General features: G+C 60.7%; 13 protein-coding genes. 6 read left to right on the plus strand and 7 right to left on the minus strand.

Translation table 11 applies throughout. The annotated features are described in order from the left end of the window. Positions 1–2 precede the first annotated feature (2 nt). From IB246_RS13975 to aqpZ, 3 genes are all read left to right on the plus strand, one after another. Positions 3–566 (plus strand): peptidylprolyl isomerase A, encoded by a 564-nt coding sequence (locus tag IB246_RS13975; protein WP_008040944.1) that lies wholly within the window; start codon positions 3–5, stop codon positions 564–566. A gap of 90 nt (positions 567–656) precedes the next feature. After that, positions 657–2489, plus strand: coding sequence for an ABC transporter ATP-binding protein (locus IB246_RS13980; RefSeq protein WP_008040945.1), 1833 nt, complete (start codon positions 657–659; stop codon positions 2487–2489). 1333 nt (positions 2490–3822) lie between these two features. Continuing rightward, positions 3823–4518, plus strand: coding sequence for an aquaporin Z (gene aqpZ / locus IB246_RS13985; RefSeq protein WP_008029032.1), 696 nt, complete (start codon positions 3823–3825; stop codon positions 4516–4518). Between the two features lie 15 nt (positions 4519–4533). Here aqpZ and IB246_RS13990 read toward each other — a convergent pair whose 3' ends face one another. Then, positions 4534–5658 carry a GNAT family N-acetyltransferase gene (locus IB246_RS13990; RefSeq protein WP_008043467.1) on the minus strand — a complete coding sequence of 375 codons (1125 nt, stop codon included), beginning with the start codon at positions 5656–5658 and terminating at the stop codon, positions 4534–4536. A gap of 284 nt (positions 5659–5942) precedes the next feature. Between IB246_RS13990 and IB246_RS13995 the strand changes: the two genes are divergently transcribed. Further along, positions 5943–7259, plus strand: coding sequence for a putative porin (locus IB246_RS13995; RefSeq protein WP_008029035.1), 1317 nt, complete (start codon positions 5943–5945; stop codon positions 7257–7259). A gap of 161 nt (positions 7260–7420) precedes the next feature. Here IB246_RS13995 and IB246_RS14000 read toward each other — a convergent pair whose 3' ends face one another. The 3 genes from IB246_RS14000 to aceK form a co-directional block, all read right to left on the minus strand. Continuing rightward, entirely contained in the window at positions 7421–8542 is a 1122-nt protein-coding gene (locus IB246_RS14000) for a beta-ketoacyl-ACP synthase III (protein WP_008043468.1), read from the minus strand. Positions 8543–8880: 338 nt separating this feature from the next. Then, on the minus strand, positions 8881–12792 hold the full coding sequence (gene hrpA, locus IB246_RS14005) for an ATP-dependent RNA helicase HrpA (protein WP_008043469.1): 3912 nt from the start codon (positions 12790–12792) through the stop codon (positions 8881–8883). 186 nt (positions 12793–12978) lie between these two features. Next, positions 12979–14697, minus strand: coding sequence for a bifunctional isocitrate dehydrogenase kinase/phosphatase (gene aceK / locus IB246_RS14010; RefSeq protein WP_008029042.1), 1719 nt, complete (start codon positions 14695–14697; stop codon positions 12979–12981). 426 nt (positions 14698–15123) lie between these two features. Here aceK and IB246_RS14015 point away from each other — a divergent pair, with 426 nt between their 5' ends. Both IB246_RS14015 and IB246_RS14020 read left to right on the plus strand, forming a co-directional pair. Continuing rightward, the gene (locus IB246_RS14015; RefSeq protein ID WP_412548150.1) at positions 15124–16734 is read left to right on the plus strand and encodes a methyl-accepting chemotaxis protein; all 1611 of its coding nucleotides are present in this window, start codon (positions 15124–15126) and stop codon (positions 16732–16734) included. Between the two features lie 71 nt (positions 16735–16805). Then, positions 16806–17714: a DMT family transporter gene (locus IB246_RS14020; protein WP_008043472.1), complete on the plus strand. Its 909-nt coding sequence runs from the start codon at positions 16806–16808 to the stop codon at positions 17712–17714. A 106-nt stretch (positions 17715–17820) separates the two neighbouring features. On the opposite strand, the gene IB246_RS14025 is transcribed toward IB246_RS14020, so the two are convergent. The 3 genes from IB246_RS14025 to IB246_RS14035 form a co-directional block, all read right to left on the minus strand. Further along, on the minus strand, positions 17821–19401 hold the full coding sequence (locus IB246_RS14025) for an aldehyde dehydrogenase (NADP(+)) (protein ID WP_008043474.1): 1581 nt from the start codon (positions 19399–19401) through the stop codon (positions 17821–17823). 142 nt (positions 19402–19543) lie between these two features. Next, the gene (gene araD1 / locus IB246_RS14030; protein ID WP_008043477.1) at positions 19544–20539 is read right to left on the minus strand and encodes an AraD1 family protein; all 996 of its coding nucleotides are present in this window, start codon (positions 20537–20539) and stop codon (positions 19544–19546) included. 53 nt (positions 20540–20592) lie between these two features. Continuing rightward, complete coding sequence (locus tag IB246_RS14035; RefSeq protein ID WP_008043480.1) at positions 20593–21768, minus strand: L-rhamnonate dehydratase; 1176 nt, start codon at positions 21766–21768, stop codon at positions 20593–20595. Positions 21769–21778 lie beyond the last annotated feature (10 nt).

Here is a 21778-nt window from a genome sequence, read left to right on the forward strand (position 1 = left end):
CCATGCTGAAAAAAATCGCCCTCGTCGCTGGCACCGTTCTGTTTGCCGCCAACCTGATGGCCGCTACGCCCGCCAAGGCCCCACACGTTCTGCTGGAAACCACCAACGGCCAGATCGAAATCGAACTGGACCCGGTCAAGGCGCCGATCAGTACCAAGAACTTCCTTGAGTACGTCGACAGCGGCTTCTACAACAACACGATTTTCCACCGTGTGATCCCGGGCTTCATGGCCCAGGGCGGCGGTTTCACTGCGCAGATGGCGCAAAAAGACACCAAGGCACCGATCAAGAACGAAGCCAGCAACGGCCTGCATAACGTGCGCGGCACCTTGTCGATGGCGCGTACGTCGAACCCGGACTCGGCCACCAGCCAGTTCTTCATCAACGTCGCCGACAATGCGTTCCTCGACCCGGGTCGCGACGCCGGTTACGCGGTGTTCGCCAAAGTGGTCAAGGGCATGGACGTGGTGGACATCATCGTCAATTCGCAAACCACTACCAAACAAGGCATGCAGAACGTGCCTATCGACCCGGTGCTGATCAAGTCGGCCAAACGTATCGACTAAGATCCACAGGCACAGGGATGTTGAGCGGCCGCCGGTATTCGGCGCCGCTCATAGTGTTTAAAGGAGAGCCCGCACGCGGGCGGAGAACCGATGCTTTATCGCCGTTTTGAACAATTGATTGACGTGTTCCGTGACGCCCCGACGGCGGCTCCGCCCGACCGTGTTTTCCCCTTCTATACCTATTACCTGAAGCAGGTCTGGCCGAGTTTCGCCGCCCTGCTGACCGTCGGCCTGTTCGGCGCATTGATCGAAGTGGCGCTGTTCAGCTACCTGAGCCGCATCATCGACCTGGCCCAAGGCACGCCGAACGTCAATTTCTTCAAGGAACACGGCATCGAACTGGCCTGGATGGCCGTCGTGGCGCTGATCCTGCGCCCGGTGTTCGTGGGCCTGCATGACTTGCTGGTGCACCAGACCCTGAGCCCGAGCATGACCAGCATGATCCGCTGGCAAAACCACAGCTACGTGCTCAAACAGAGCCTGAATTTCTTCCAGAACGACTTCGCAGGGCGCATCGCCCAACGCATCATGCAGACCGGCAACTCGCTGCGCGATTCCGCCGTGCAGGCGGTGGACGCGCTGTGGCATGTGCTGATTTACGCGATCAGTTCGCTGGTGCTGTTCGCCGAGGCCGACTGGCGCCTGATGATCCCGTTGTTGACCTGGATCGCTGCCTACATCGGCGCCCTCTACTACTTCGTGCCACGGGTGAAAGAGCGCTCCGTGGTGTCTTCGGATGCGCGTTCCAAGCTCATGGGCCGGATCGTCGACGGCTACACCAACATCACCACGCTGAAGCTGTTCGCCCACACCAACTTCGAGCAGCAATACGCCAAGGAAGCCATCGAAGAACAGACGGTCAAAGCCCAACTGGCTGGCCGCGTGGTCACCAGCATGGACGTGGTCATCACCAGCATGAACGGCTTGCTGATCGTCAGCACCACGGGCCTGGCGCTGTGGCTGTGGTCGCAGTCGCTGATCACGGTGGGCGCCATCGCACTGGCCACCGGCCTGGTGATCCGGATCGTCAACATGTCCGGCTGGATCATGTGGGTGGTGACCGGCATTTTCGAAAACATCGGCATGGTTCAGGACGGTTTGCAGACCATTTCGCAACCGGTCAGCGTCACTGATCACGCAGAGGCCAAACCGTTGACCGTCGCCCGGGGCGAAGTGCGTTTCGAGCACGTGGATTTTCACTATGGCAAGAAGAGCGGGATCATTGGCGACCTCAACCTGACGATCAAACCGGGTGAAAAAATCGGATTGATCGGCCCGTCCGGCGCCGGTAAATCGACTCTGGTCAACCTGCTGCTGCGCCTCTATGACGTGCAGGGTGGGCGGATCCTGATTGACGGCCAGAACATCGCCGAAGTCGGCCAGGAAAGCCTGCGCGAGCGCATCGGCATGATCACCCAGGACACGTCGCTGCTGCACCGCTCGATCCGCGACAATTTGCTCTATGGCAAACCGGACGCCACCGATGCCGAACTCTGGGAAGCGGTGCATAAGGCCCGGGCCGACGAGTTTATCCCGTTGCTCTCGGACGCCGAGGGGCGCACCGGTTTCGATGCGCATGTCGGTGAGCGTGGGGTGAAGCTCTCCGGTGGTCAGCGTCAGCGGATCGCCATCGCTCGCGTGCTGCTCAAGGACGCACCGATTCTGATCATGGACGAAGCGACTTCGGCGCTGGATTCGGAGGTCGAAGCGGCGATTCAGGAAAGCCTGGAAACCCTGATGCAGGGTAAAACCGTGATTGCCATTGCTCACCGGCTCTCGACCATCGCCCGGATGGACCGGCTGGTGGTGCTTGAGAAAGGCAAGATTGCCGAGACGGGGACCCATGCTGAGTTGCTGGCGCATGGCGGGTTGTATGCGCGGTTGTGGCAGCATCAGACTGGGGGGTTTGTCGGGATCGATTGATTGGGGATTGGGGTTGGGATTGGGGGCATATCCGTTGCTGCGGTAACGGCCGCTATGGGTTTCGCCCTTACGGCGAGTCACTTGGAGAAGCGCCAAGTAACCAAGCGCTCTTGCCCCTTTCGTTCGGTGCCTCGCTAATGCTCGGCATGCCCTCGCTCCGGTCCTGCTCCGTGGGCACGCCGCCATCGGCCATCCCTGGCCGGGGGCGGCTAACCCGGCATCCATGCCGGGTTGCCCACTGCGCAGAACCTCCACTCGGCCTCTCGAGGGGGCGCTCAGATCAAAAGCTGAAGGCGAGCTAACGCTCGGCCTGATGAGTGGTGAAAATCAAAAGCGTACGCGCCCCCTGTAGGAGCCGGCTTGCCGGCGATAGCGGTGGGTCAGTCGACGCATTTATCGCCTGAAAGGACGCCATCGCCAGCAAGCTGGCTCCTACGGGGTAATGCGTATGTGTTCGGAATGTACACGATCCCCTGTAGGAGCCGGCTTGCTGGCGATAGCGGTGGGTCAGTCGACACATCTATCGCCTGAAAGGACGCCATCGCCAGCAAGCTGGCTCCTACGGGGTAATGCGTATGTGTTCGGAATGTACACGATCCCCTGTAGGAGCCGGCTTGCTGGCGATAGCGGTGGATCAGTCGACGCATCTATCGCCTGAAAGGACGCCATCGCCAGCAAGCCGACTCCTACGGGGTAATGCGTATGTGTTCGGAATGTACACGATCCCCTGTAGGAGCCGGCTTGCTGCGGGCGGCGTTCCGACGATAGCGGTGGATCAGTCGACGCATCTATCGCCTGAAAGGACGCCATCGCCAGCAAGCCGGCTCCTACAGGGGAGCGGTGTTCATGTCCGGAATGAGTGAGCGCAGCAGAGAAGAAGAATGCGGACAGCTGAGAGCCAGGTCGGCTTTCAGGCCGCCTCGGCGGCTGTGGCGGTAGTCGCCCCCTCGAGAGGCCGAGTGGAGGTTCTGCGCAGTGGGCAACCCGGCATGGATGGCCGATGGCGGCGGGCCCACGGAGCAGGACCGGAGCGAGGGCATGCCGAGCATTAGCGAGGCACCGAACGAAAGGGGCAGGAGCGCTTTGGTTACTTTCGCGCTTTTCGAAAGTGACTCGCTGTAAGAGCGAAACCAATAGCCGCCATTACCGCAGAAACGGATATGCCCCCAACCCACAACCCCCCACCAACCCCATCCCCCACCGCTCTAAGCCCACTGGAATTCCAGAAAAACCCTGCTGTACTCAGCCAAGGTTCTGGAGATGAGCCTGTCGTAAATCTGCAGGATGCATAACTCAATACAGTCTCGATAGGAAACCTATCAAGGACACTCTCATGTCTCTGTTCAAACGTTCAGTCACTGAGTTGTTAGGTACGTTCTGGCTGGTGTTGGGGGGTTGCGGCAGTGCGGTTCTGGCCGCGTCTTCTCCGCTTGGGATCGGAGTGCTCGGTGTAGCCATCGCGTTTGGTCTCACCGTACTGACCATGGCCTTCGCCATCGGCCACATCTCCGGTTGCCATCTCAACCCCGCCGTATCGGTCGGTTTGTCAGTCGGTGGCCGATTCCCCGCCAAGGAACTGCCCGCCTACATCATCGCCCAGGTCATCGGCGGGATCATCGCCGCCGCGTTGATCTACTACATCGCCAGCGGCAAGGAAGGCTTCGACCTCTCCGCCGGCCTGGCCTCCAACGGCTACGGCGAACACTCCCCTGGCAAATACTCGATGGCCGCAGGCTTTGTCTGTGAACTGGTGATGACCGCGATGTTTGTGCTGATCATCCTCGGTGCCACCGACAAACGTGCGCCGGCCGGGCTGGCACCGATCGCTATCGGCCTGGCCCTGACACTGATCCACCTGATCTCCATTCCCATCACCAACACCTCGGTCAACCCGGCCCGCAGTACCGGCCCGGCCCTGATTGTCGGCGGCTGGGCGATCGCGCAATTGTGGATGTTCTGGGTCGCGCCGCTGCTGGGTGCGGTGGTCGGTGGTGTGACGTATCGGTGGCTGGGCAAGGAAGGCACTTGACCTCATGGAAGAGGATCAGTCCTGTCGGTAAGGCAAGGCGGTCCTCGCTTCCTCGGCATAGGCCAGGACGCCGAGACGCTCCTGATGAAGGAAGTCTTTGACGGCGGCTTTCAAGCCGGGATGGCGCAAGTAGTGCCAGGAATGGGTGATCACCGGTTCAAACCCGCGAATCAGTTTGTGCTCACCCTGAGCACCGGCATCGAAACGCTGAAAACCGTTGGCAATTGCGTAGTCCATCCCTTGATAGAAACACGTCTCGAAATGCAGGCGATCGAACTCCGCCAGACAGCCCCAGTAACGCCCGTAAAAACTGTCGCCGCCCACCAGGCTGAAGGCCATGGCCACTGGCCGTGAGCCCTGTTTGGCCAGAACCACGCGAATCGATTCCGGCATGCGCTCGGCCAACAGACTGAAAAATTCCCGCGTCAGATAGGGCCGTTGCCGGCGCACCGCGTAGGTGTTGGCGTAACAGGCGTAAACGAAATCCCACTGCGCCTGATCCAGTTGCTTGCCTTCCAGCCACTCGAAATCAAACCCCTGCCCCGCCACTTGCTCGCGCTCTTTGCGCATCTGCTTGCGCTTGCGCGAACTGAGGACGTCGAGGAAGTCCTGAAAATCCCGATAGCCGCGATTTTGCCAGTGGTACTGACAGCCGATGCGCTGCAGCCAGCCGGGTTGTTCGGCCAGCGCCGCGTCGGTGAACGGATCGGTGAAATTGATGTGCGCACTGGAGAGTTCTTCGATCTCGAGGTAGCCCGGCAAACTCTTCAGCAGTTCGAAACCGTCTTCGACCGAGGCCGCCAGCAAGCGCGGTCCGCTGACCGGGCTGAACGGCACGGCGGTCAACAGTTTGGGGTAATAGTCGATGCCGGCACGCTCGCAGGCATCGGCCCAGGCGTGATCGAACACGTACTCGCCATAGGAATGCCATTTGCGGTAACTGGGCAGCGCGGCGATCAACCGGTCCCCGTCCATGTGCAACAAATGCTCGGGCTGCCAACCGGAATGCGGACCGACGCTGCCGCTGTCCTCCAGTGAACTGAGAAAGGCATGGCGCAGAAACGGCTGGGTTTGCGGCACCAGGGCATCCCAGGTGTGCGGGGCTATTTCGGACAGACGTTCCAGACGTTGCAGCGGCATCACTTCCCTCTCCACTTCTTGGCGTAAAAGCCTCGCGAGTATCGCCTATCGAGGCGCAATCCACACTCGTGATCCGCCGACAGGGCCCGGAATAGAAAGTTCCTTCGCACTTTGTATCGTCATCGAGCCGCCATCACTTTGCCACTGCCTTGTCATAAACCATCGCGATACTGGCGCCAGTTTTTAGAGCGTCGGGTTCTTAGCCCGATCACTGTTTTCCGTCCGACATCGGTCGGTTGTGCCCTGGATGGCTAAGTCATCCCCTCTCATCTTCGGAGATTGATATGCGTCTTGCTTCCACGAAAACTGCGGCGGCCCTGTGTGGCGGTCTGCTGCTGGCCATGAGTGTTCCGGCCAGCGCCGCAGTCGACGCCAAACTGCTCGACATGCTGAAGGCTAACGGTTCGATTACCAACGCGCAGTACAGCGAGTTGCAAGCCGAGCTGGCCAGGGATCAGAAGGATCAGCAAATCGCCCGTCAGGCTCAGCAAGAGACTAACGAGCAGATCGCGGCCACCGCGAAGAAAACCGAAGCACTGAGCACCTTCGACCAGAAACTGGCGTGGGCTGCCAAGACCCAGTTCAAGGGTGACGTGCGTTTCCGCCAGGAAACAGTCAAGAACGACGGTGTTTCCAACACCGGTGACCAGGATCGTCAACGTATTCGCGTCCGCCTGGGTGCCTACACTGCAATCAACCCGCAAGTGGACACCGGCATCCGTATTGCCACTGGCAGCGACAACGACTCTCGTTCCACCAACCAGAGCCTGGATGGCAACTTCACCAAGAAGGATATCTGGCTGGACCAGGGTTACGTCGACTACCACCCTGACGCCATCAAGAATCTGCACTTGATCGGCGGCAAGATGGCGCAACCATGGGTGAGCATGGGCGACATCATCTGGGATAGCGACATCAACCCGGAAGGTCTGGCAGTGACTTACAAATACCCGCTGGGCGGCAGCACCGAGCTGTTCGGTAGCGCCGGCCACTTCACCCTCAAGGACAACGTCGACGGCGAAGGCAAGCAGTTCCGCCACGACCTGCGTCTGTACTCAGGCCAGTTGGGCGCGCGTTTCGCGATCACTGACAACCTGAAAATGACCTTGGGTGGCAGTCTCTACGCTTACGACAACGACAACGACATCAACAATACCTGTGCGGCGAACACCTGCCGACTGGCTATTAACGGCAACACGGCGAACGAACAGTTCAAACTGTACGAAGGCTTTGGTCAGCTCGACATCGGCGGCCTGCCAATGCCATTGTCGATCTACGGTCAAGTCGTCAACAACGACGATGCCAGCAACGATCAGGACATGGGCTGGTTGGCCGGTGTCAAGACCAACGTCTTCGGCTTCGGCGTGGACTACAACTATCGCGACGTACAGCGTAACGCCGTGGTCGGCGCCTTCACCGACTCTGACTTCGCCAACGGTTTCACCGGTTCGCGCGGCAGCAAGTTGAAAGTGAGCTACGAGATCGACAAGAACTTCGCCCTCGGCGCGACGTACTTCATGGCTGATTCCGACTACACCAACGCCACCCTGCGTGACTCGAAAATCAACACCTTGCAGCTGGATGCCGAAGCCAAGTTCTGATCCCTGCTACACGGTTCGGGCAAGGACGCCCAAACTGCTTTTACAAACTCGCGCTGCTGTATCGGTCCCCATCATCCGTCCGATTCAGCAGCGCGAGTTTTTTTATGCAAAAAAAGATCGCAGCCTTCGCAGGCTGCGATCTTTTCATTTACCACGACAACTCAACGCTTGCGCAGAATCACACTACCAATCGAATAACCGGCGCCGAACGAGCTGAGCACCGCCAGCGAACCCGCCGCCAGATCATCCTGGTTCTTGTGAAACGCAATCACCGAGCCCGCAGAGCTGGTGTTGGCGTAGGTGTCGAGAATCACCGGGGCTTCTGCTTCGGTAGCTTCGCGGCCCAGCAGTTTCCTCACGATCAAGTGGTTCATGCTGAGGTTGGCCTGGTGCAGCCAGAAGCGCTTCACGTCGCCGACGTTGAGCTGGTTCTCTTCCAGGTGCGCACCGATCAGCTCGGCAACCATCGGGCAGACTTCCTTGAACACCTTGCGGCCTTCCTGCACGAACAGTTTGTCCTTGGCACCGATGCCCTCTTCTGCCGCGCGGTTGAGGAAGCCGAAGTTGTTGCGGATGTTGTTGGAGAACTTGGTCAGCAGCTTGGTGCTGACCACATCGAACTGGTACTTGGACGTCGCCAGGTCCGCTCGCTCGATGATCACTGCAGTGGCCGCGTCGCCGAAGATGAAGTGGCTGTCACGGTCACGGAAGTTCAGGTGACCGGTGCAGACTTCCGGGTTGACCATCAGCACTGCCCGGGCCTGGCCCAGTTGCACGCTGTTGGCCGCCGCTTGAATGCCGAAGGTTGCCGAGGAGCAGGCCACGTTCATGTCGAAACCGAAACCCTGGATGCCCAGCGCTTCCTGGACTTCGATAGCGATGGCCGGGTAGGCGCGTTGCAGGTTGGAGCAAGCGACAATCACGCCGTCGATGTCCGCCGCGGTTTTGCCGGCACGCTGCAAGGCTTGTTCGGCCGCGCCGATGGCCATCTGGCAAAGCACCGACCACTCGTCGTTCGAGCGCTCCGGCAGGCGTGGCGTCATGCGTTGCGGGTCGAGAATGCCGTCCTTGTCCATGACGAAGCGGCTTTTGATACCGGAGGCTTTTTCGATAAACGCGGCGCTGGATTCGGTCAATGCCTCGACTTCGCCACGGGCGATGGCGTCGGCGTTGTCGGCGTTGAACTGCGCGACGTAAGCGTTGAAAGACTGCACCAGCTCTTCGTTGGAAATGCTGTTGGCCGGGGTGTACAGGCCGGTGCCGCTGATGACGACGTTATGCATGGTCGTTTCTCTAATCTGTTCAGGCAGAAAGCATTGGCACCGACGTACCAATACATAAAGGGTCTGTTCCCGTCACGGAAAGCACACCTGGCATCGCTTTATTCCGAACCGCCCGAACCTGTGGAGGCTCAAAACCGCGGGGCCGGCGTTTATAGGCGCGAAGTTTGCCATAAACGTTGGGGTTTGGCGCCTTTTGCGAGTGTAACGGCACTACGGTTCAAGTAATGACAAACGGCAGATATCCAACCTGTAGGAGCACGGCTTGCCGGCGAAGGCGGCCTTGAACCTTGCATCGCACTCAAAGACGCCTTCGCCGGCAAGCCGTGCTCCTACAGGTTTTAGGGTTCGACCTGGGTCCATTGCTTGTTCAGGCGTTTGTCGGAGATCGGCACCTTCGTCCCCAATTGCTGGGCGAACAGCGAAACCCGGTACTCCTCCAGCCACCAGCGATACAGCTCCAGCTGCGGATCACGCTTGCCTTCCTGGGCATGTTTGCTGGCGCGAGTCTGGTATTGAGTCCAGAGGCCGGACAACTCACCGCTCCAGACCCGATCCTTCTGCACCTGCGCAGCCAGTTTCTCGAAGCGCTGCTCGATGGCTTTCAGGTAACGCGGCAGCTCCTTGAGCCACTGCATCGGCGTTTCGCGGACGAAACCCGGATACACCAGATGACTGAGCTGCTGCTTGATGTCATTCAACGCCACGGCCTGCGCCAGATCGATCTTGCCCTTGAAGCGTTTTTGCAGGCCGTGCCAGAGCTTGAGAATTTCCAGGGTCAGCTTCGCCAGACGCTCGGCATGCTCGGTCCAGCCGCCGCGTTTGCGTTCGGCCAGCGCCGCCAATCCGGCGCCATCACGCGGCAACGGGTCTTCGCCGTCGAGGATGCAGCTGTCGAGACTGGCCAGCAGAATGTCTTCCACCAGACTGTCGACACGGCCCATGTCGCGGTACATCAGGCCCAGCTCCGTCAGGCCCGGCAACTTGCCGCGCAGGAACTTCGCCGGTTCCGCCAGTTGTTGCATCAGCAGGCGCTGCAACGCGCGGCGATGCTGGAACTCGGCTTCGGCCGGTGTCGAGAACCGCCCTTCCTTGACCGTGCCGGCCTCTTCGACCAGCGCCGGATACACCGTCATCGACAACCCGGCGATCTTCTGTTGGGTCTTTTCCGCCACGGCGGCGAAGACTTTCGCCTCCACCGGTTGCTGGCTTTTCGCCGTTTGCGGAACGGCCAATGCCGCCTGGCTGGCTTCAGCGAATCGCGCGGTGAGTTCCGCCAGATCTCGTCCTTCGCCGAGGAACTTGCCCTGGCCATCGACGATTTCCAGGTTCATCCGCAGGTGATTTTCGACCTGCTGCGCCGCTTCGGCCCACGCTTCATCGCTGACCCGCGCACCGGTCATGCGCAACAACTCGCGACCCAATGCCTGAGGCAACGAACCCTCAGCAAAGGTCATGCGCTGCAACGCGGCTTTGACGAAGTCCGGCACCGGCACGAAGTTCTTGCGCAACGCCTTGGGCAGGTTGCGCACCAAGGCAATGCACTTGGCCTCGATCACGCCGGGCACCAGCCACTCCAGACGTTCCGGCGGCAGCATCGGCAACAGCGGCGCCGGCACGCGCAGGGTCACGCCGTCACGCGGATGGTTCGGTTCGAAATGGTAACTGAGCGCCAGTTCCAGATCGCCGATGTGCAAGGTGTCCGGGTAATGCAGCGCGGTGACTTCACTGGCCTCGCGGGCCAACACGTCCTCTTCGCGCATGATCAGCAGTTGCGGATCTTTCTGGCTGTTAATCCGGTACCAGCTGTCGAAGGTCGCGGTCTGGTGAATCTCCGCCGGCAGTCGCGCATCGTAGAAGGCGAACAGGGTTTCTTCGTCGGCCAGAATGTCGCGACGGCGAGCCTTGGCTTCCAGCTCGTCGAGCTGTTCCAGCAGTTGCTGGTTGGCCGTCAGGCACTTGGCTTTGGACTGAATCTCGCCGCGCACCAGGCCTTCGCGAATGAAAAACTCACGGGACACTACCGGATCGATCGGCCCGTAATGCACCGGCCGGCGACCGACCACGATCAGCCCGAACAAGGTGATCTGTTCGAACGCCACGACCTGCCCGCGCTTCTTCTCCCAATGGGGTTCGAAGTGGTTTTTCTTGATCAGGTGCCCGGCGAGCGGCTCGATCCAGTCGGCGTCGATCTTGGCGACCATGCGCGCGTAGAGCTTGGTGGTTTCCACCAGTTCGGCGGTCATCAGCCATTGCGGGCGCTTTTTACCAAGGCCCGATGACGGGTGAATCCAGAAGCGCCGCTGCCGGGCACCGAGGTAATCGCCTTCATCGGTTTTCTGCCCGATCTGGCTGAGCAGGCCCGAGAGCACGGCTTTGTGAAGTTTTGGGTAATCCGCCGGCTCTTTGTTCAGGCTCAACTGCATGTCGCGGCAGATCAAACTCAACTGACGGTGCGAGTCGCGCCACTCGCGCAACCGCAGGTAGTTGAGGAAATTCTTGCGGCACCAGTTACGCAGCGGACTGGCCGTCAGCGCCTGGCGTTGCTCTTCAAAACCACGCCACAGATTGACCAGCCCGGCGAAGTCCGAGTCCACGTCTTTCCATTGCGCATGCGCCTGATCCGCCGCTTGCTGACGTTCCGGCGGACGCTCGCGCGGGTCTTGAATCGACATCGCGCTGGCGACGATCAGCACTTCCTGCAAGCTGCCGAGTTTCGCCGCTTCCAGCAGCATGCGGCCCATGCGCGGGTCCACCGGCAGGCGTGCCAATTGGCGCCCCAGCGGGGTCAACTGGCTGTTGCGGTCCACCGCCGACAACTCTTGCAGCAGGTTGAAACCGTCGCTGATGGCCTTGCCATCGGGTGGCTCGATAAACGGGAAATCGGTGATCTCGCCGAGGCGCAGATGCAGCATCTGCAAAATCACCGCCGCGAGGTTGGTCCGCAGGATTTCCGGGTCGGTAAATTCCGGGCGACCGATGAAGTCTTCTTCGCTGAACAGCCGTACGCAAATGCCTGGCTCAACCCGACCGCATCGACCTTTACGCTGATTGGCGCTGGCCTGGGAAATTGCTTCGATGGGCAGGCGCTGGACCTTGGCGCGATAGCTGTAACGGCTGATGCGCGCGGTGCCGCTGTCAATCACGTAACGAATGCCCGGCACGGTCAGCGACGTTTCGGCGACGTTGGTCGCCAGCACCACGCGACGACCCGGGTGCGACTGGAAAATCCGCTGCTGTTCGGCCGGCGACAAGCGTGCGTACAACGGCAGGATTTCGGTGTGCTTGAGTTGCGCCTTGCGCAGCATGTCGGCGGCGTCGCGAATCTCGCGCTCGCCGGGCAGGAACACCAGCACGTCGCCGGGGCTCTTGCGCTCGCTGCGTTCGAACGCGGCGATTTCGTCGAGGGTGGCGAGGATCGCCTGATCCACGGTCAGGTCATCCTCGACGCGGTTGCCCTCTTCATCCTGTTCCAGGGTCAGCGGGCGATACCAGGTTTCCACCGGGAAGGTGCGACCGGAGACCTCAACGATGGGCGCATCGTCGAAGTGCTTGGAGAAACGCTCCAGGTCGATGGTCGCCGAGGTGATGATGACTTTCAGGTCCGGACGACGGGGCAGCAGGGTTTTCAGGTAACCGAGCAGGAAGTCGATGTTGAGGCTGCGTTCGTGGGCTTCGTCGACGATGATCGTGTCGTAGCGTTCGAGGTAGCGGTCGTTCTGGGTTTCCGCCAGCAGGATACCGTCGGTCATCAGTTTGATCAGGGTGTTGGAATCGCTCTGATCCTCGAACCGCACCTGATAGCCGACCAGCGCGCCCAATGGCGTCGCCAATTCTTCGGCAACCCGGCTCGCCACGCTGCGCGCCGCAATTCGACGCGGCTGGGTGTGGCCGATCAGACCGTGCTGGCCGCGACCGATTTCCAGGCAGATCTTCGGCAACTGGGTGGTTTTACCCGAGCCGGTTTCGCCGGCGATGATCAGCACCTGATGCTTGAGCAGCGCTTCCTTGATTTCATCGCGCTTGGCGGCGATGGGCAGGCTGTCGTCGTAACGAATCACCGGCAGGCTGGCGCGCCGCGCCAACACCTGATCACAGGACGCCTGCATGCGCGCCACCCACTGGGCCAGCTTGGCTTCGTCAGGCTTTTTGCGCAGCTCAAGCAACTGCCGACGCAGCCGGTGGCGGTCGGCGAGCATGGCGTGATCGAGGTTTTTCAGCAGTTTGTCGAGTGAAGGCGATTCGTCAGTCATCAGGTACGCAATAAGTCGTCTAGTGGCGCAGGGGGCGGATTGTCGCAGATTTTACGGCCGCTGCGCGGCCGAATCGCGAGCAGGCTCGCTCCCACATTGACCGCGGCGCCCCGATTTTGTGGTCGCTGTAGATCCAGTGTGGGAGCGAGCCTGCTCGCGATTCGATTGCACAGCAATCGCAGAGAACTACTCGGTATCCATGCCCTTGCGCCGATACGGGAACACGTCGATCACCTTGCCCGCACGAATCGCCTCTTGCAGGCTTTTCCAGTAATCGGCGTTGTACAACTCGCCGTGCAACTGATCGAACAAGCGCCGCTGCGCGGAATCGGCAAACAGAAACGGCGGGAACTCCTCGGGGAACACGTCCAGCGGCCCGATCGAATACCACGGCTCGGACGCCATTTCGTCTTCCGGCGTGCGCGGTTGCGGGATGTGGCGGAAGTTGGCTTCGGTCAGGAAGCAGATCTCGTCGTAGTCATAAAACACCACACGACCGTGACGGGTGACGCCGAAGTTTTTCAGCAGCATGTCGCCGGGAAAAATGTTCGCCGCCGCCAGTTGCTTGATCGCCAGGCCGTAATCTTCCAGCGCATCGTGCACCTGCGCCTCGTTGGCGTTTTCCAGGTACAGGTTCAACGGGGTCATCCGCCGCTCGGTCCAGCAGTGGCGGATCAATACGGTGTCGCCTTCCACCGACACGGTAGACGCCGCCACGTCCAGCAATTCTTCCAGACACGCCGGCTCGAACTTGCTCAACGGAAAACGGAAATCGGCGAATTCCTGGGTATCGGCCATGCGCCCGACGCGGTCGACGCTTTTCACCAGTCGGTACTTCTCGATCACCGTCGCGCGGTCGACGTTTTTCGACGGCGAGAAACGGTCCTTGATGATTTTGAACACGGTGTTGAAACCCGGCAGCGTGAACACGCTCATCACCATGCCGCGCACGCCGGGGGCCATGATGAACTGGTCGTCGGTGCTGGCCAGGTGGTTGATCAGCGCCCGGTAGAACTCCGACTTGCCGTGCTTGTAGAAACCGATCGAGGTGTACAGCTCGGCGATGTGTTTGCCCGGCAAGATCCGCCGCAGGAAACCGATGAACTCCGCCGGCACCGGCACATCGACCATGAAGTAGGAACGGGTGAACGAGAAGATGATCGACACGTCGGCTTCGTCGGTGATCAACGCATCGATCTGGATGCCACGGCCCTCAAGGTGCAGCAGCGGAATCGCCAGCGGCCATTGCTCATCGGTGGTGTAGATGCGCCCCACCAGGTAAGCGCCCTTGTTGCGGTACAACACCGAGGAAAACAGCTCGACGCTCAGCTCGGGATCCTTGCACACCCAGTCCGGCAGGTTCTCGCGCAGCTGTGCTTCGAGGCGACGCAGATCGCCCGCGAGGTCGGCGTAATCCTCGCTGAAACGGTAGTCGGCAAAAATGCTCGCCAACATGCCTGACAACTGCCCCTGAGGTTTGTAGGTGCGGGTTTGCGCGGCGCGCGCCCGGCGCAGGCTTGGCCGGGTGGTGTGGATGAACATGCAGCCATCGCTGATCAGGTCGTGGCTGAACAGCCCGCAGAAGATCGAGTTGTACCAGGTCTCGGACAGTTCATCGTCGAAGCGCAGGTCGATCAGGCTGATGTAGGCGCTTTTGACCAGTGGCCAGCAGCTGACATCCAGCGTGTCGGCGTCGAACGCGATGCGCAGCCGGTCCACCGTTTCGCTGACTTTATCTTCGTAGAGGTTGATCCGCGCCGCCGAGGCGATTTGCGTTTCCTGCCATTGGGCTTGCTCGAAACGCGCCCGGGCGCCGTCGGTGATCTGCCGGAAATGCTCGCGGTAATCGTCAAAGCCATCGAGGATCATTCGGGCGATGTCGGCGGCTGGCCATTGCTGCGGCATGGTGAGACCTCTACGGGAATTCGGAAGGCCTGAGCTTAGCCAGTGAACCGGGTGCAGGAGAAGCCTAATTTCGGTCCGAAAACGAATGAATCGCTCATGGGCGCAGTTTTTTCAGACTTTTTTTAATCGACCGTTCGGTCAGTAAACGACCTCAAAAGTCACTCTCCATCCACTTAATCGATTCATCTACAACCCTCTGATTATCAGGCGTACGGATCCAATCCACGGTCAGGCAAATGTCAGCCGCCAGGTTTTCTGCTTTTTCCTGAAAGCCTGCCCGCCTGAAAAGTGCTCTCGAACTGGTCTTACCAAGATAATGGCACTTTGATATACACCCCACGTTCACCCGCCTAAAAACAAGATCCTCGGTCCACGAGGACTACCTCTCAAAATGCCCAAGGAGCACATAAGATGCCTATAAGGAACATGCGCATAGGTTTGCGCGCGAGCTTGAGTTTTGCTGTGCTGGCCAGCCTGCTGGTGCTGGTCGGACTGTTCGGCCTGGGTCAGATGGCGACCCTGCGCGAAAGTGCATCGGTCATCGAGGAATCGTGGATGCCGAGCATCGAGAGCATCCATGACAGCGCGTCCAACATCGCCACCATCCGCCTGGAATCGTTGCGGTTGATCGCCAACAACCAGAGCGCTGTGCGGGAAAGGAGCAAAGGCATTCTCAACGCGCAACGCCAGGAATTGCAAAAGCGCCTCAACGACCACAAGACGCTGCTGTCCAGCGACCAGGAACGGGCCATGCTCGACAGCCTGAATGCCGCCGTTGCGAAGTACCTGGCCATCCTCGATCAGATCCTCGCGCAGATCGATGCCGGCCAGGATGAGCAGGCCTACGCTCGCCTCAACAGTGAACTGGCCCCGCAGGGCATCGTGCTGGATAAATCCCTGGAATCGATGATCAGTTTCAATCAGCAAGGCGCCGATACCGCTGCGGACGCCGCCGCGTTGATGTACCAGCGCGCGCAATGGATCGTCGGCACGATCATCGTGATTGCACTGCTTGCCACGCTGCTGTTGGCCTGGTTGCTGACGCGCAGCATCACCACGCCGATCAATCAGGCGCTGCAGGTCGCACGCCGGATTGCCGCGGGCGACCTCAGCGGACAGATTGCCAGCCACGGCAAGGACGAAGCCGCGCAATTGCTCAATGCCCTCGCCGATATGCAAGGCAACCTGCGCACGACCATTCGCGGCATCAGCGACTCGGCGCGCCAGCTGGCGTCGGCAGCCGAGGAGATGAGTTCGGTGATGGAGGAAAGCACTCGCGGCCTGCAGCAGCAGAACGACCAGATCGAGATGGCCGCCACCGCCGTCACCGAGATGAGCACTGCGGTGGACGAGGTCGCCGCGAATGCCGTGTCCAGCGCCGAGGCCTCCCAGGCGTCGAACGAGGACAGCAAGCACGGCCACGTGCAGGTCACTGAAACCATCACCGCGATTCAGGGGCTGGTCAGCGAAGTGCTTGGCGCCTCGGAACGGGCCGAGGGCCTGGCGGTTCAGGCGCAGGACATCAGCAAAGTGCTGGAAGTGATTCGCGGCATCGCCGGGCAGACCAACCTGTTGGCGCTCAATGCGGCCATCGAAGCCGCACGCGCCGGTGAAGCCGGGCGCGGGTTTGCCGTGGTGGCCGATGAAGTGCGCTCGCTGGCGCAACGCACCCAGAACTCCACCGAAGAAATCGAGCTGATGATCAACAACATCCAGCACGGCACCGGGGCCACGGTCAGCGCGCTGCAAAGCAGTGCCGAACACGCCAGCCAGACCTTGCGCCGGGCCAACAGTGCCGGCAGCGCGCTGGAAAAAATCACCGCATCGATCTCGCAGATCAACGAACGCAACCTGGTCATCGCCAGCGCCGCCGAACAGCAAGCGCTGGTGGCCCGGGAAGTCGATCAGAACCTGGTGACCATTCGCGATCTCTCGACCCAGACCGCCGCCGGCGCCACCCAGACTTCAGCCGCCAGTCAGGAACTGTCGCGGCTGGCAATCGACCTCAACGGTCTGGTGACACGTTTCATAATTTGATGCCGGTTTTTCGGTTGCCATAGGCAAGGCTCTCGGCAACACTCTCGTCCCCATCAAGGAAGGAGTGCACCGTGAGCCCTGTCGATATCGTTCGTTTACTGTCGCTGGCGGCCATTTGGGGCGCGAGTTTCCTGTTCATGCGCATCATCGCCCCAGTGATTGGCAGCATCCCCACGGCGTTTTTCCGCGTGTCGATTGCGGCGGTCGGGTTGCTGGTGATTGTCGGGCTGATGCGCATCAGCTGGGATTTCAAGGGCAAGCTCAAAACCGTGATGCTGCTCGGGGTGATCAACTCCGGGATTCCGGCGACCCTCTATTCAGTGGCAGCCCAGGTGCTGCCCGCCGGCTACTCGGCAATCTTCAACGCCACCACGCCACTGATGGGCGTGTTGATCGGCGGCCTGTTCTTCAGTGAGCGGCTCACTGCCGCCAAGCTCGGCGGGGTGTTTCTCGGTTTGTTCGGTGTTGGCGTGCTGACCCGTGCCGGCCCGGTGGCCTTCGACCTGCAACTGCTGATGGGCGCCCTCGCCTGCCTGCTCGCCACCACCTGTTACGGTTTTGCCGGGTTCCTCGCCCGCCGCTGGCTCGATCAGGCCGGCGGGCTCGACAGTCGTCTTTCGGCACTGGGCAGCATGCTCGGGGCGACCTTGTTCCTGTTGCCGTTGTTCGGCTACAGCGTGATCAGCCAGCCACCGGCGAGCTGGGGCGGCTGGAGCGTGTGGCTGTCGTTGCTGGGATTGGGGCTGGGGTGCACGGCGTTTGCGTACATTATTTACTTCCGCCTGCTCAGCTCGATCGGGCCTTTGAAATCGATGACAACGACGTTCCTGATTCCGCCGTTCGGGGTGTTGTGGGGGGCGTTGCTGCTGGATGAGCCGTTGTCGATGGCGCATGTGTATGGCGGGGTGTTGATTGCGGCGGCGTTGTGGTTGGTGTTGAAGCCTTCGGTGATGAAGGTCGCCGAGGTGACCGCCAAATAGAGTTGTGGTGCTGCTGATGACGCCTTCGCGGGCAAGCCTCGCTCCTACAGGTCCTGCACAAAACCTGTAGGAGCGAGGCTTGCCCGCGAAAGCAATCGCTCAGGCACTACAAAGGTGACTGACTCTCTTCGCCATCCACCAACCGCCGAATCCCCAGCGGATTCGCGTTCTGCAACGCCTCGGGCAACAACGCATCCGGGTAATTCTGGAAGCACACCGGCCGCAGGAATCGATCAATCGCCAGCGTCCCCACCGACGTCCCGCGAGAGTCCGACGTGGCCGGATACGGCCCGCCATGCACCATCGCCTCGCAGACTTCGACCCCGGTCGGATAGCCGTTGAGCAAGATCCGCCCGACTTTTTCCTGTAGCAATTGCGCCAGCCAGCGGTATTCCAGCAGCTCTTCGGCCTCGCCGATCAGCGTCGCCGTCAATTGCCCGCGCAGGCCGTGCAGCGCCGCCGCGAGCTGCGCCCGATCTTCGACTTCGATGACGATGGTGGTCGGCCCGAACACTTCCTCCTGAAGCAACTCATCACCCTTGAGCAGCAGGCTGACATCGGCCTTGAACACCTGCGGTTGCGCCTGATTGCCCTGCTGCGGTTTGCCCGCCAGGTGCGTCAGCCCCGGATGTTCGTGCAATTCCCCAAGGCCTTGGCTGTAGCTGACCAGCGCGCCGGCATTGAGCATGGTTTGTGCCGGCTGCTCGTTCATGTTGGCGCAGAACTGTTGAAGGAAAGCGCTGAACTGTGGCGAACGCAAACCGATGACCAAACCCGGATTGGTGCAGAACTGCCCGCAGCCCAAGGTCACCGAACCGGCCAGTTGCGCCGCGATCTGCTCGCCCCGCACGGCGAGGGCTTCGGGCAACAGGAACACCGGGTTGATGCTCGACATTTCGGCAAACACCGGGATCGGTTGCGGCCGGGTCGCGGCCATGTGGCTCAGGGCATTGCCACCCTTGAGCGAACCGGTGAAGCCCACGGCCTGAATAGCCGGGTGCTTGACCAGCCACTCACCAACGCCACCGCCATAAATCATGTTGAACACACCGGCCGGCATGCCCGTGCGTTCGGCGGCGCGGATGATGGCGTCCGCGACCCGTTCGGCGGTTGCCATGTGTCCGCTGTGCGCCTTGAATACCACCGGGCAACCGGCGGCCAGTGCCGAAGCGGTATCGCCACCCGCCGTGGAAAAAGCGAGCGGAAAGTTGCTGGCGCCAAACACCGCCACCGGACCGATGGCGATGCGGTACTGGCGCAGATCCGGGCGTGGCAACGGCTGACGATCCGGCAAGGCCCGATCGATCCGCGCGCCGTAGAAATCACCGCGCCGCAGGACCTTGGCGAACAGACGCATCTGGCCGCTGGTGCGCCCGCGCTCGCCCTGGATACGCCCGGCCGGCAGTGCCGTTTCCCGGCAGACCGTGGCGACGAAGTCATCGCCCAGCGCATCGATTTCATCGGCGATGGCATCGAGGAACGCCGCGCGTTTTTCCGCGCTCAGGTTGCGGTAGATCGGGTACGCCGCAGCGGCGGCTTTGGCGGCGGCATCCACTTCGGCTTCAGTCGCCTGGAAGAAGGTGCCGGGCAGCGGCTCGCCGGTTGTGGCGTCGAGGCTTTGCAGTTGCAACGTGCCGTTGGCGCTGCGCTGTCCGCCGATGTAGTTGTGTCCAAGTAACGTGGTCATGAGGTAATTCCTGATCAATTAGCACGGACCTGTAGGAGCCGGCTTGCTGGCGATGGCGTAGGGTCAGCCAACATAAATTTCGCCTGACAAATCGCTATCGCCAGCAAGCCGGCTCCTACAGGGATCAAGCGTTCCGCCAGTTTTAGAGCGAACGCACGTGGCCAATGGCCAACGGCTGGGCGCTTTCGCCGATGCCGTTTTCCAACGGTGCGCCAAACGCGTCGAGGCTGATCTGGAAGCGATCACCCGGCTGGGTTTTCACGCCGTCGGCAAACGACAGCGTCGCGGTGCCGAAGTAATGCACGTGGACATCGCCCGGACGCAAAAACTGCGCGTATTTGAAGTGATGGAATTCGAGGTTGGCGAGGCTGTGGCACATGTTGTCTTCGCCGCTGAGAAACTCTTTTTCCCAGAGGGTTTCGCCGTTGCGGATGATGCGGCTGGTGCCCGCCAGATGACGGGGCAATTCACCGACACGCAGCTCCGGACCATAGGCACAGAAACGCAGTTTCGAGTGCGCGAGGTACAGGTAATTGCGCCGTTCCATGACATGGTCGGAGAACTCGTTGCCCAAGGCATAACCGACACGATACGGCTGACCATCGTCGCCAATCACATAGAGGCCAGTCAGCTCCGGTTCTTCACCGGCATCTTCGGCAAACGGCGGCACCGGGAAATCCGCGCCGGGGCGCACGACGATGCTGCCGTCGCCTTTGTAGAACCATTCCGGCTGCGCGCCAACCTGTCCGGCTGCGGGTTTGCCACCTTCCAGGCCCCACTTGAAAATGCGCATGGTGTCGGTCATGCCGGCTTCAACGGCGCCATCCTGCTGGTGCATTTTGTCCCGCGCCGAGGCGCTGCCGAGGTGCGTCAGGCCGGTGCCGCTGATAAGGCAGTGCGCCGGGTCTTCGTGATCCAGCGGCGGCAGGACGTTGCCCTGCTGCAACAGTTGCGCGTAATCCGGGCCAGGCTCAGTGCCGCGTTGGGCCACTTCTTCTTGCAGGCTGCGTTGGGCGCGGATCGCCGCGAGAGCCAGTTCACGGGTGCTACGGGTGCCTTTGAGCACCTGGACCTGCGAACCTTCGACGACGCCGACCTGACGCTCACCGGCAGTGTTTTCAAATTGAATCAGGCGCATGTCGGCCCTCCAGAAAGTCGTGAATGGCGCCGCTCACGAGCGGCGCCTCAAGGTCACTCGATGATGTTGAAGTCGCTCAGGTATTCATCGGAGATTTCCAGGCCCAGGCCCGGCTTGTTGTCGTCGAGCTGGATGTAGCCGTTGACCGGTTGCGGCTCGCCCTTGAACACGTAGTAGAAGAGTTCGTTGCCGACCTCGACATCGAAGACCGGGAAGAACTCGGCCATCGGTGAGGCGGTGGTGGACATGGTCAGGTGATAGTTGTGCATCTGCCCCGCGTGCGGAATAACCGGCACCGACCAGGCTTCGGCCATGGCGTTGATCTTGCGCGCAGCGGTGATGCCGCCCACACGGTTGGTGTCGTACTGGATAACGTCGACGGCGCGGCGCTCCAGCAGGTCTTTGAAACCGTAGGAGGTGAATTCGTGTTCGCCGCCGGAGATCGGCATGATCCCCATTTTTTTCAGCTCGATGTAGCCCTCGATGTCGTCGGCGATCACCGGTTCTTCGAGCCAGCGCGGTTCGAATTCGGCGAGTTTCGGCAACATGCGCCGTGCGTATTCCAGGGTCCAGCCCATGTAACATTCGAGCATGATGTCGATGTCCGGGCCGGCGAGTTCACGCAGTGCGCGCACTTGTTCGATATTTTTGCGCATGCCCGCCGGGCCATCTTTCGGGCCGTAGCCGAAGCGCATTTTCAGCGCGGTGAAACCCTGGTTCAGATAGCCCTGGGCTTCTTCGAGGAACAGGTCGAGGTTGTCGTTGGCGTAGAGCTTGGAGGCGTAGGTCCAGATCTTTTCCTTGGTGCGACCACCGAGCAACTTGAACACCGGTTTGTTGACCGCTTTGCCCATGATGTCCCAGATCGCGATGTCGATCGCCGAGATCGCCGCCATGCCGATGCCTTTACGGCCCCAGGCGTGGCTCTGGCGGTACATCTTCTGCCAGATGTATTCGTTGTCGAACGGGTCTTCGCCAATCGCAATCGGCGCCAGGTAGGTGTCGATGATTTCCTTGGCCACACGCGGCGCCAGGGCGCAGTTACCGATGCCGACGAGACCGGTGTCGGTCTCGACTTCCACCACCAGCCAGCCGTGGAAACGGAACGAACCCATGGCGTCGCCACGTTCGAACAGGATGTCGCTGGCGTTGGTGCAGAAGTGCGCTTGTGGTGGGACGACTTTGCCTTTCCACTCGAAAACGCGGGTACGGATTGCTTTGATTTTCATGAATTCAATT

The organism is Pseudomonas sp. PDM01, from assembly GCF_014852325.1.
GTDB classification, from domain to species: domain Bacteria; phylum Pseudomonadota; class Gammaproteobacteria; order Pseudomonadales; family Pseudomonadaceae; genus Aquipseudomonas; species Aquipseudomonas migulae.

What these genes read in the sequence shown, in the direction of transcription:
- IB246_RS13995 (WP_008029035.1), top strand. Translation starts at nt 5,943, where the DNA reads ATGCGTCTTGCTTCCACGAAAACTGCGGCGGCCCTGTGTGGCGGTCTG.
- IB246_RS13980 (WP_008040945.1), top strand. Translation starts at nt 657, where the DNA reads ATGCTTTATCGCCGTTTTGAACAATTGATTGACGTGTTCCGTGACGCC.
- aceK (WP_008029042.1), bottom strand. Translation starts at nt 14,697, where the DNA reads ATGCCGCAGCAATGGCCAGCCGCCGACATCGCCCGAATGATCCTCGAT.
- IB246_RS14015 (WP_412548150.1), top strand. Translation starts at nt 15,124, where the DNA reads ATGCGCATAGGTTTGCGCGCGAGCTTGAGTTTTGCTGTGCTGGCCAGC.
- araD1 (WP_008043477.1), bottom strand. Translation starts at nt 20,539, where the DNA reads ATGCGCCTGATTCAATTTGAAAACACTGCCGGTGAGCGTCAGGTCGGC.
- hrpA (WP_008043469.1), bottom strand. Translation starts at nt 12,792, where the DNA reads ATGACTGACGAATCGCCTTCACTCGACAAACTGCTGAAAAACCTCGAT.
- aqpZ (WP_008029032.1), top strand. Translation starts at nt 3,823, where the DNA reads ATGTCTCTGTTCAAACGTTCAGTCACTGAGTTGTTAGGTACGTTCTGG.
- IB246_RS14035 (WP_008043480.1), bottom strand. Translation starts at nt 21,768, where the DNA reads ATGAAAATCAAAGCAATCCGTACCCGCGTTTTCGAGTGGAAAGGCAAA.
- IB246_RS13975 (WP_008040944.1), top strand. Translation starts at nt 3, where the DNA reads ATGCTGAAAAAAATCGCCCTCGTCGCTGGCACCGTTCTGTTTGCCGCC.
- IB246_RS13990 (WP_008043467.1), bottom strand. Translation starts at nt 5,658, where the DNA reads ATGCCGCTGCAACGTCTGGAACGTCTGTCCGAAATAGCCCCGCACACC.
- IB246_RS14025 (WP_008043474.1), bottom strand. Translation starts at nt 19,401, where the DNA reads ATGACCACGTTACTTGGACACAACTACATCGGCGGACAGCGCAGCGCC.
- IB246_RS14000 (WP_008043468.1), bottom strand. Translation starts at nt 8,542, where the DNA reads ATGCATAACGTCGTCATCAGCGGCACCGGCCTGTACACCCCGGCCAAC.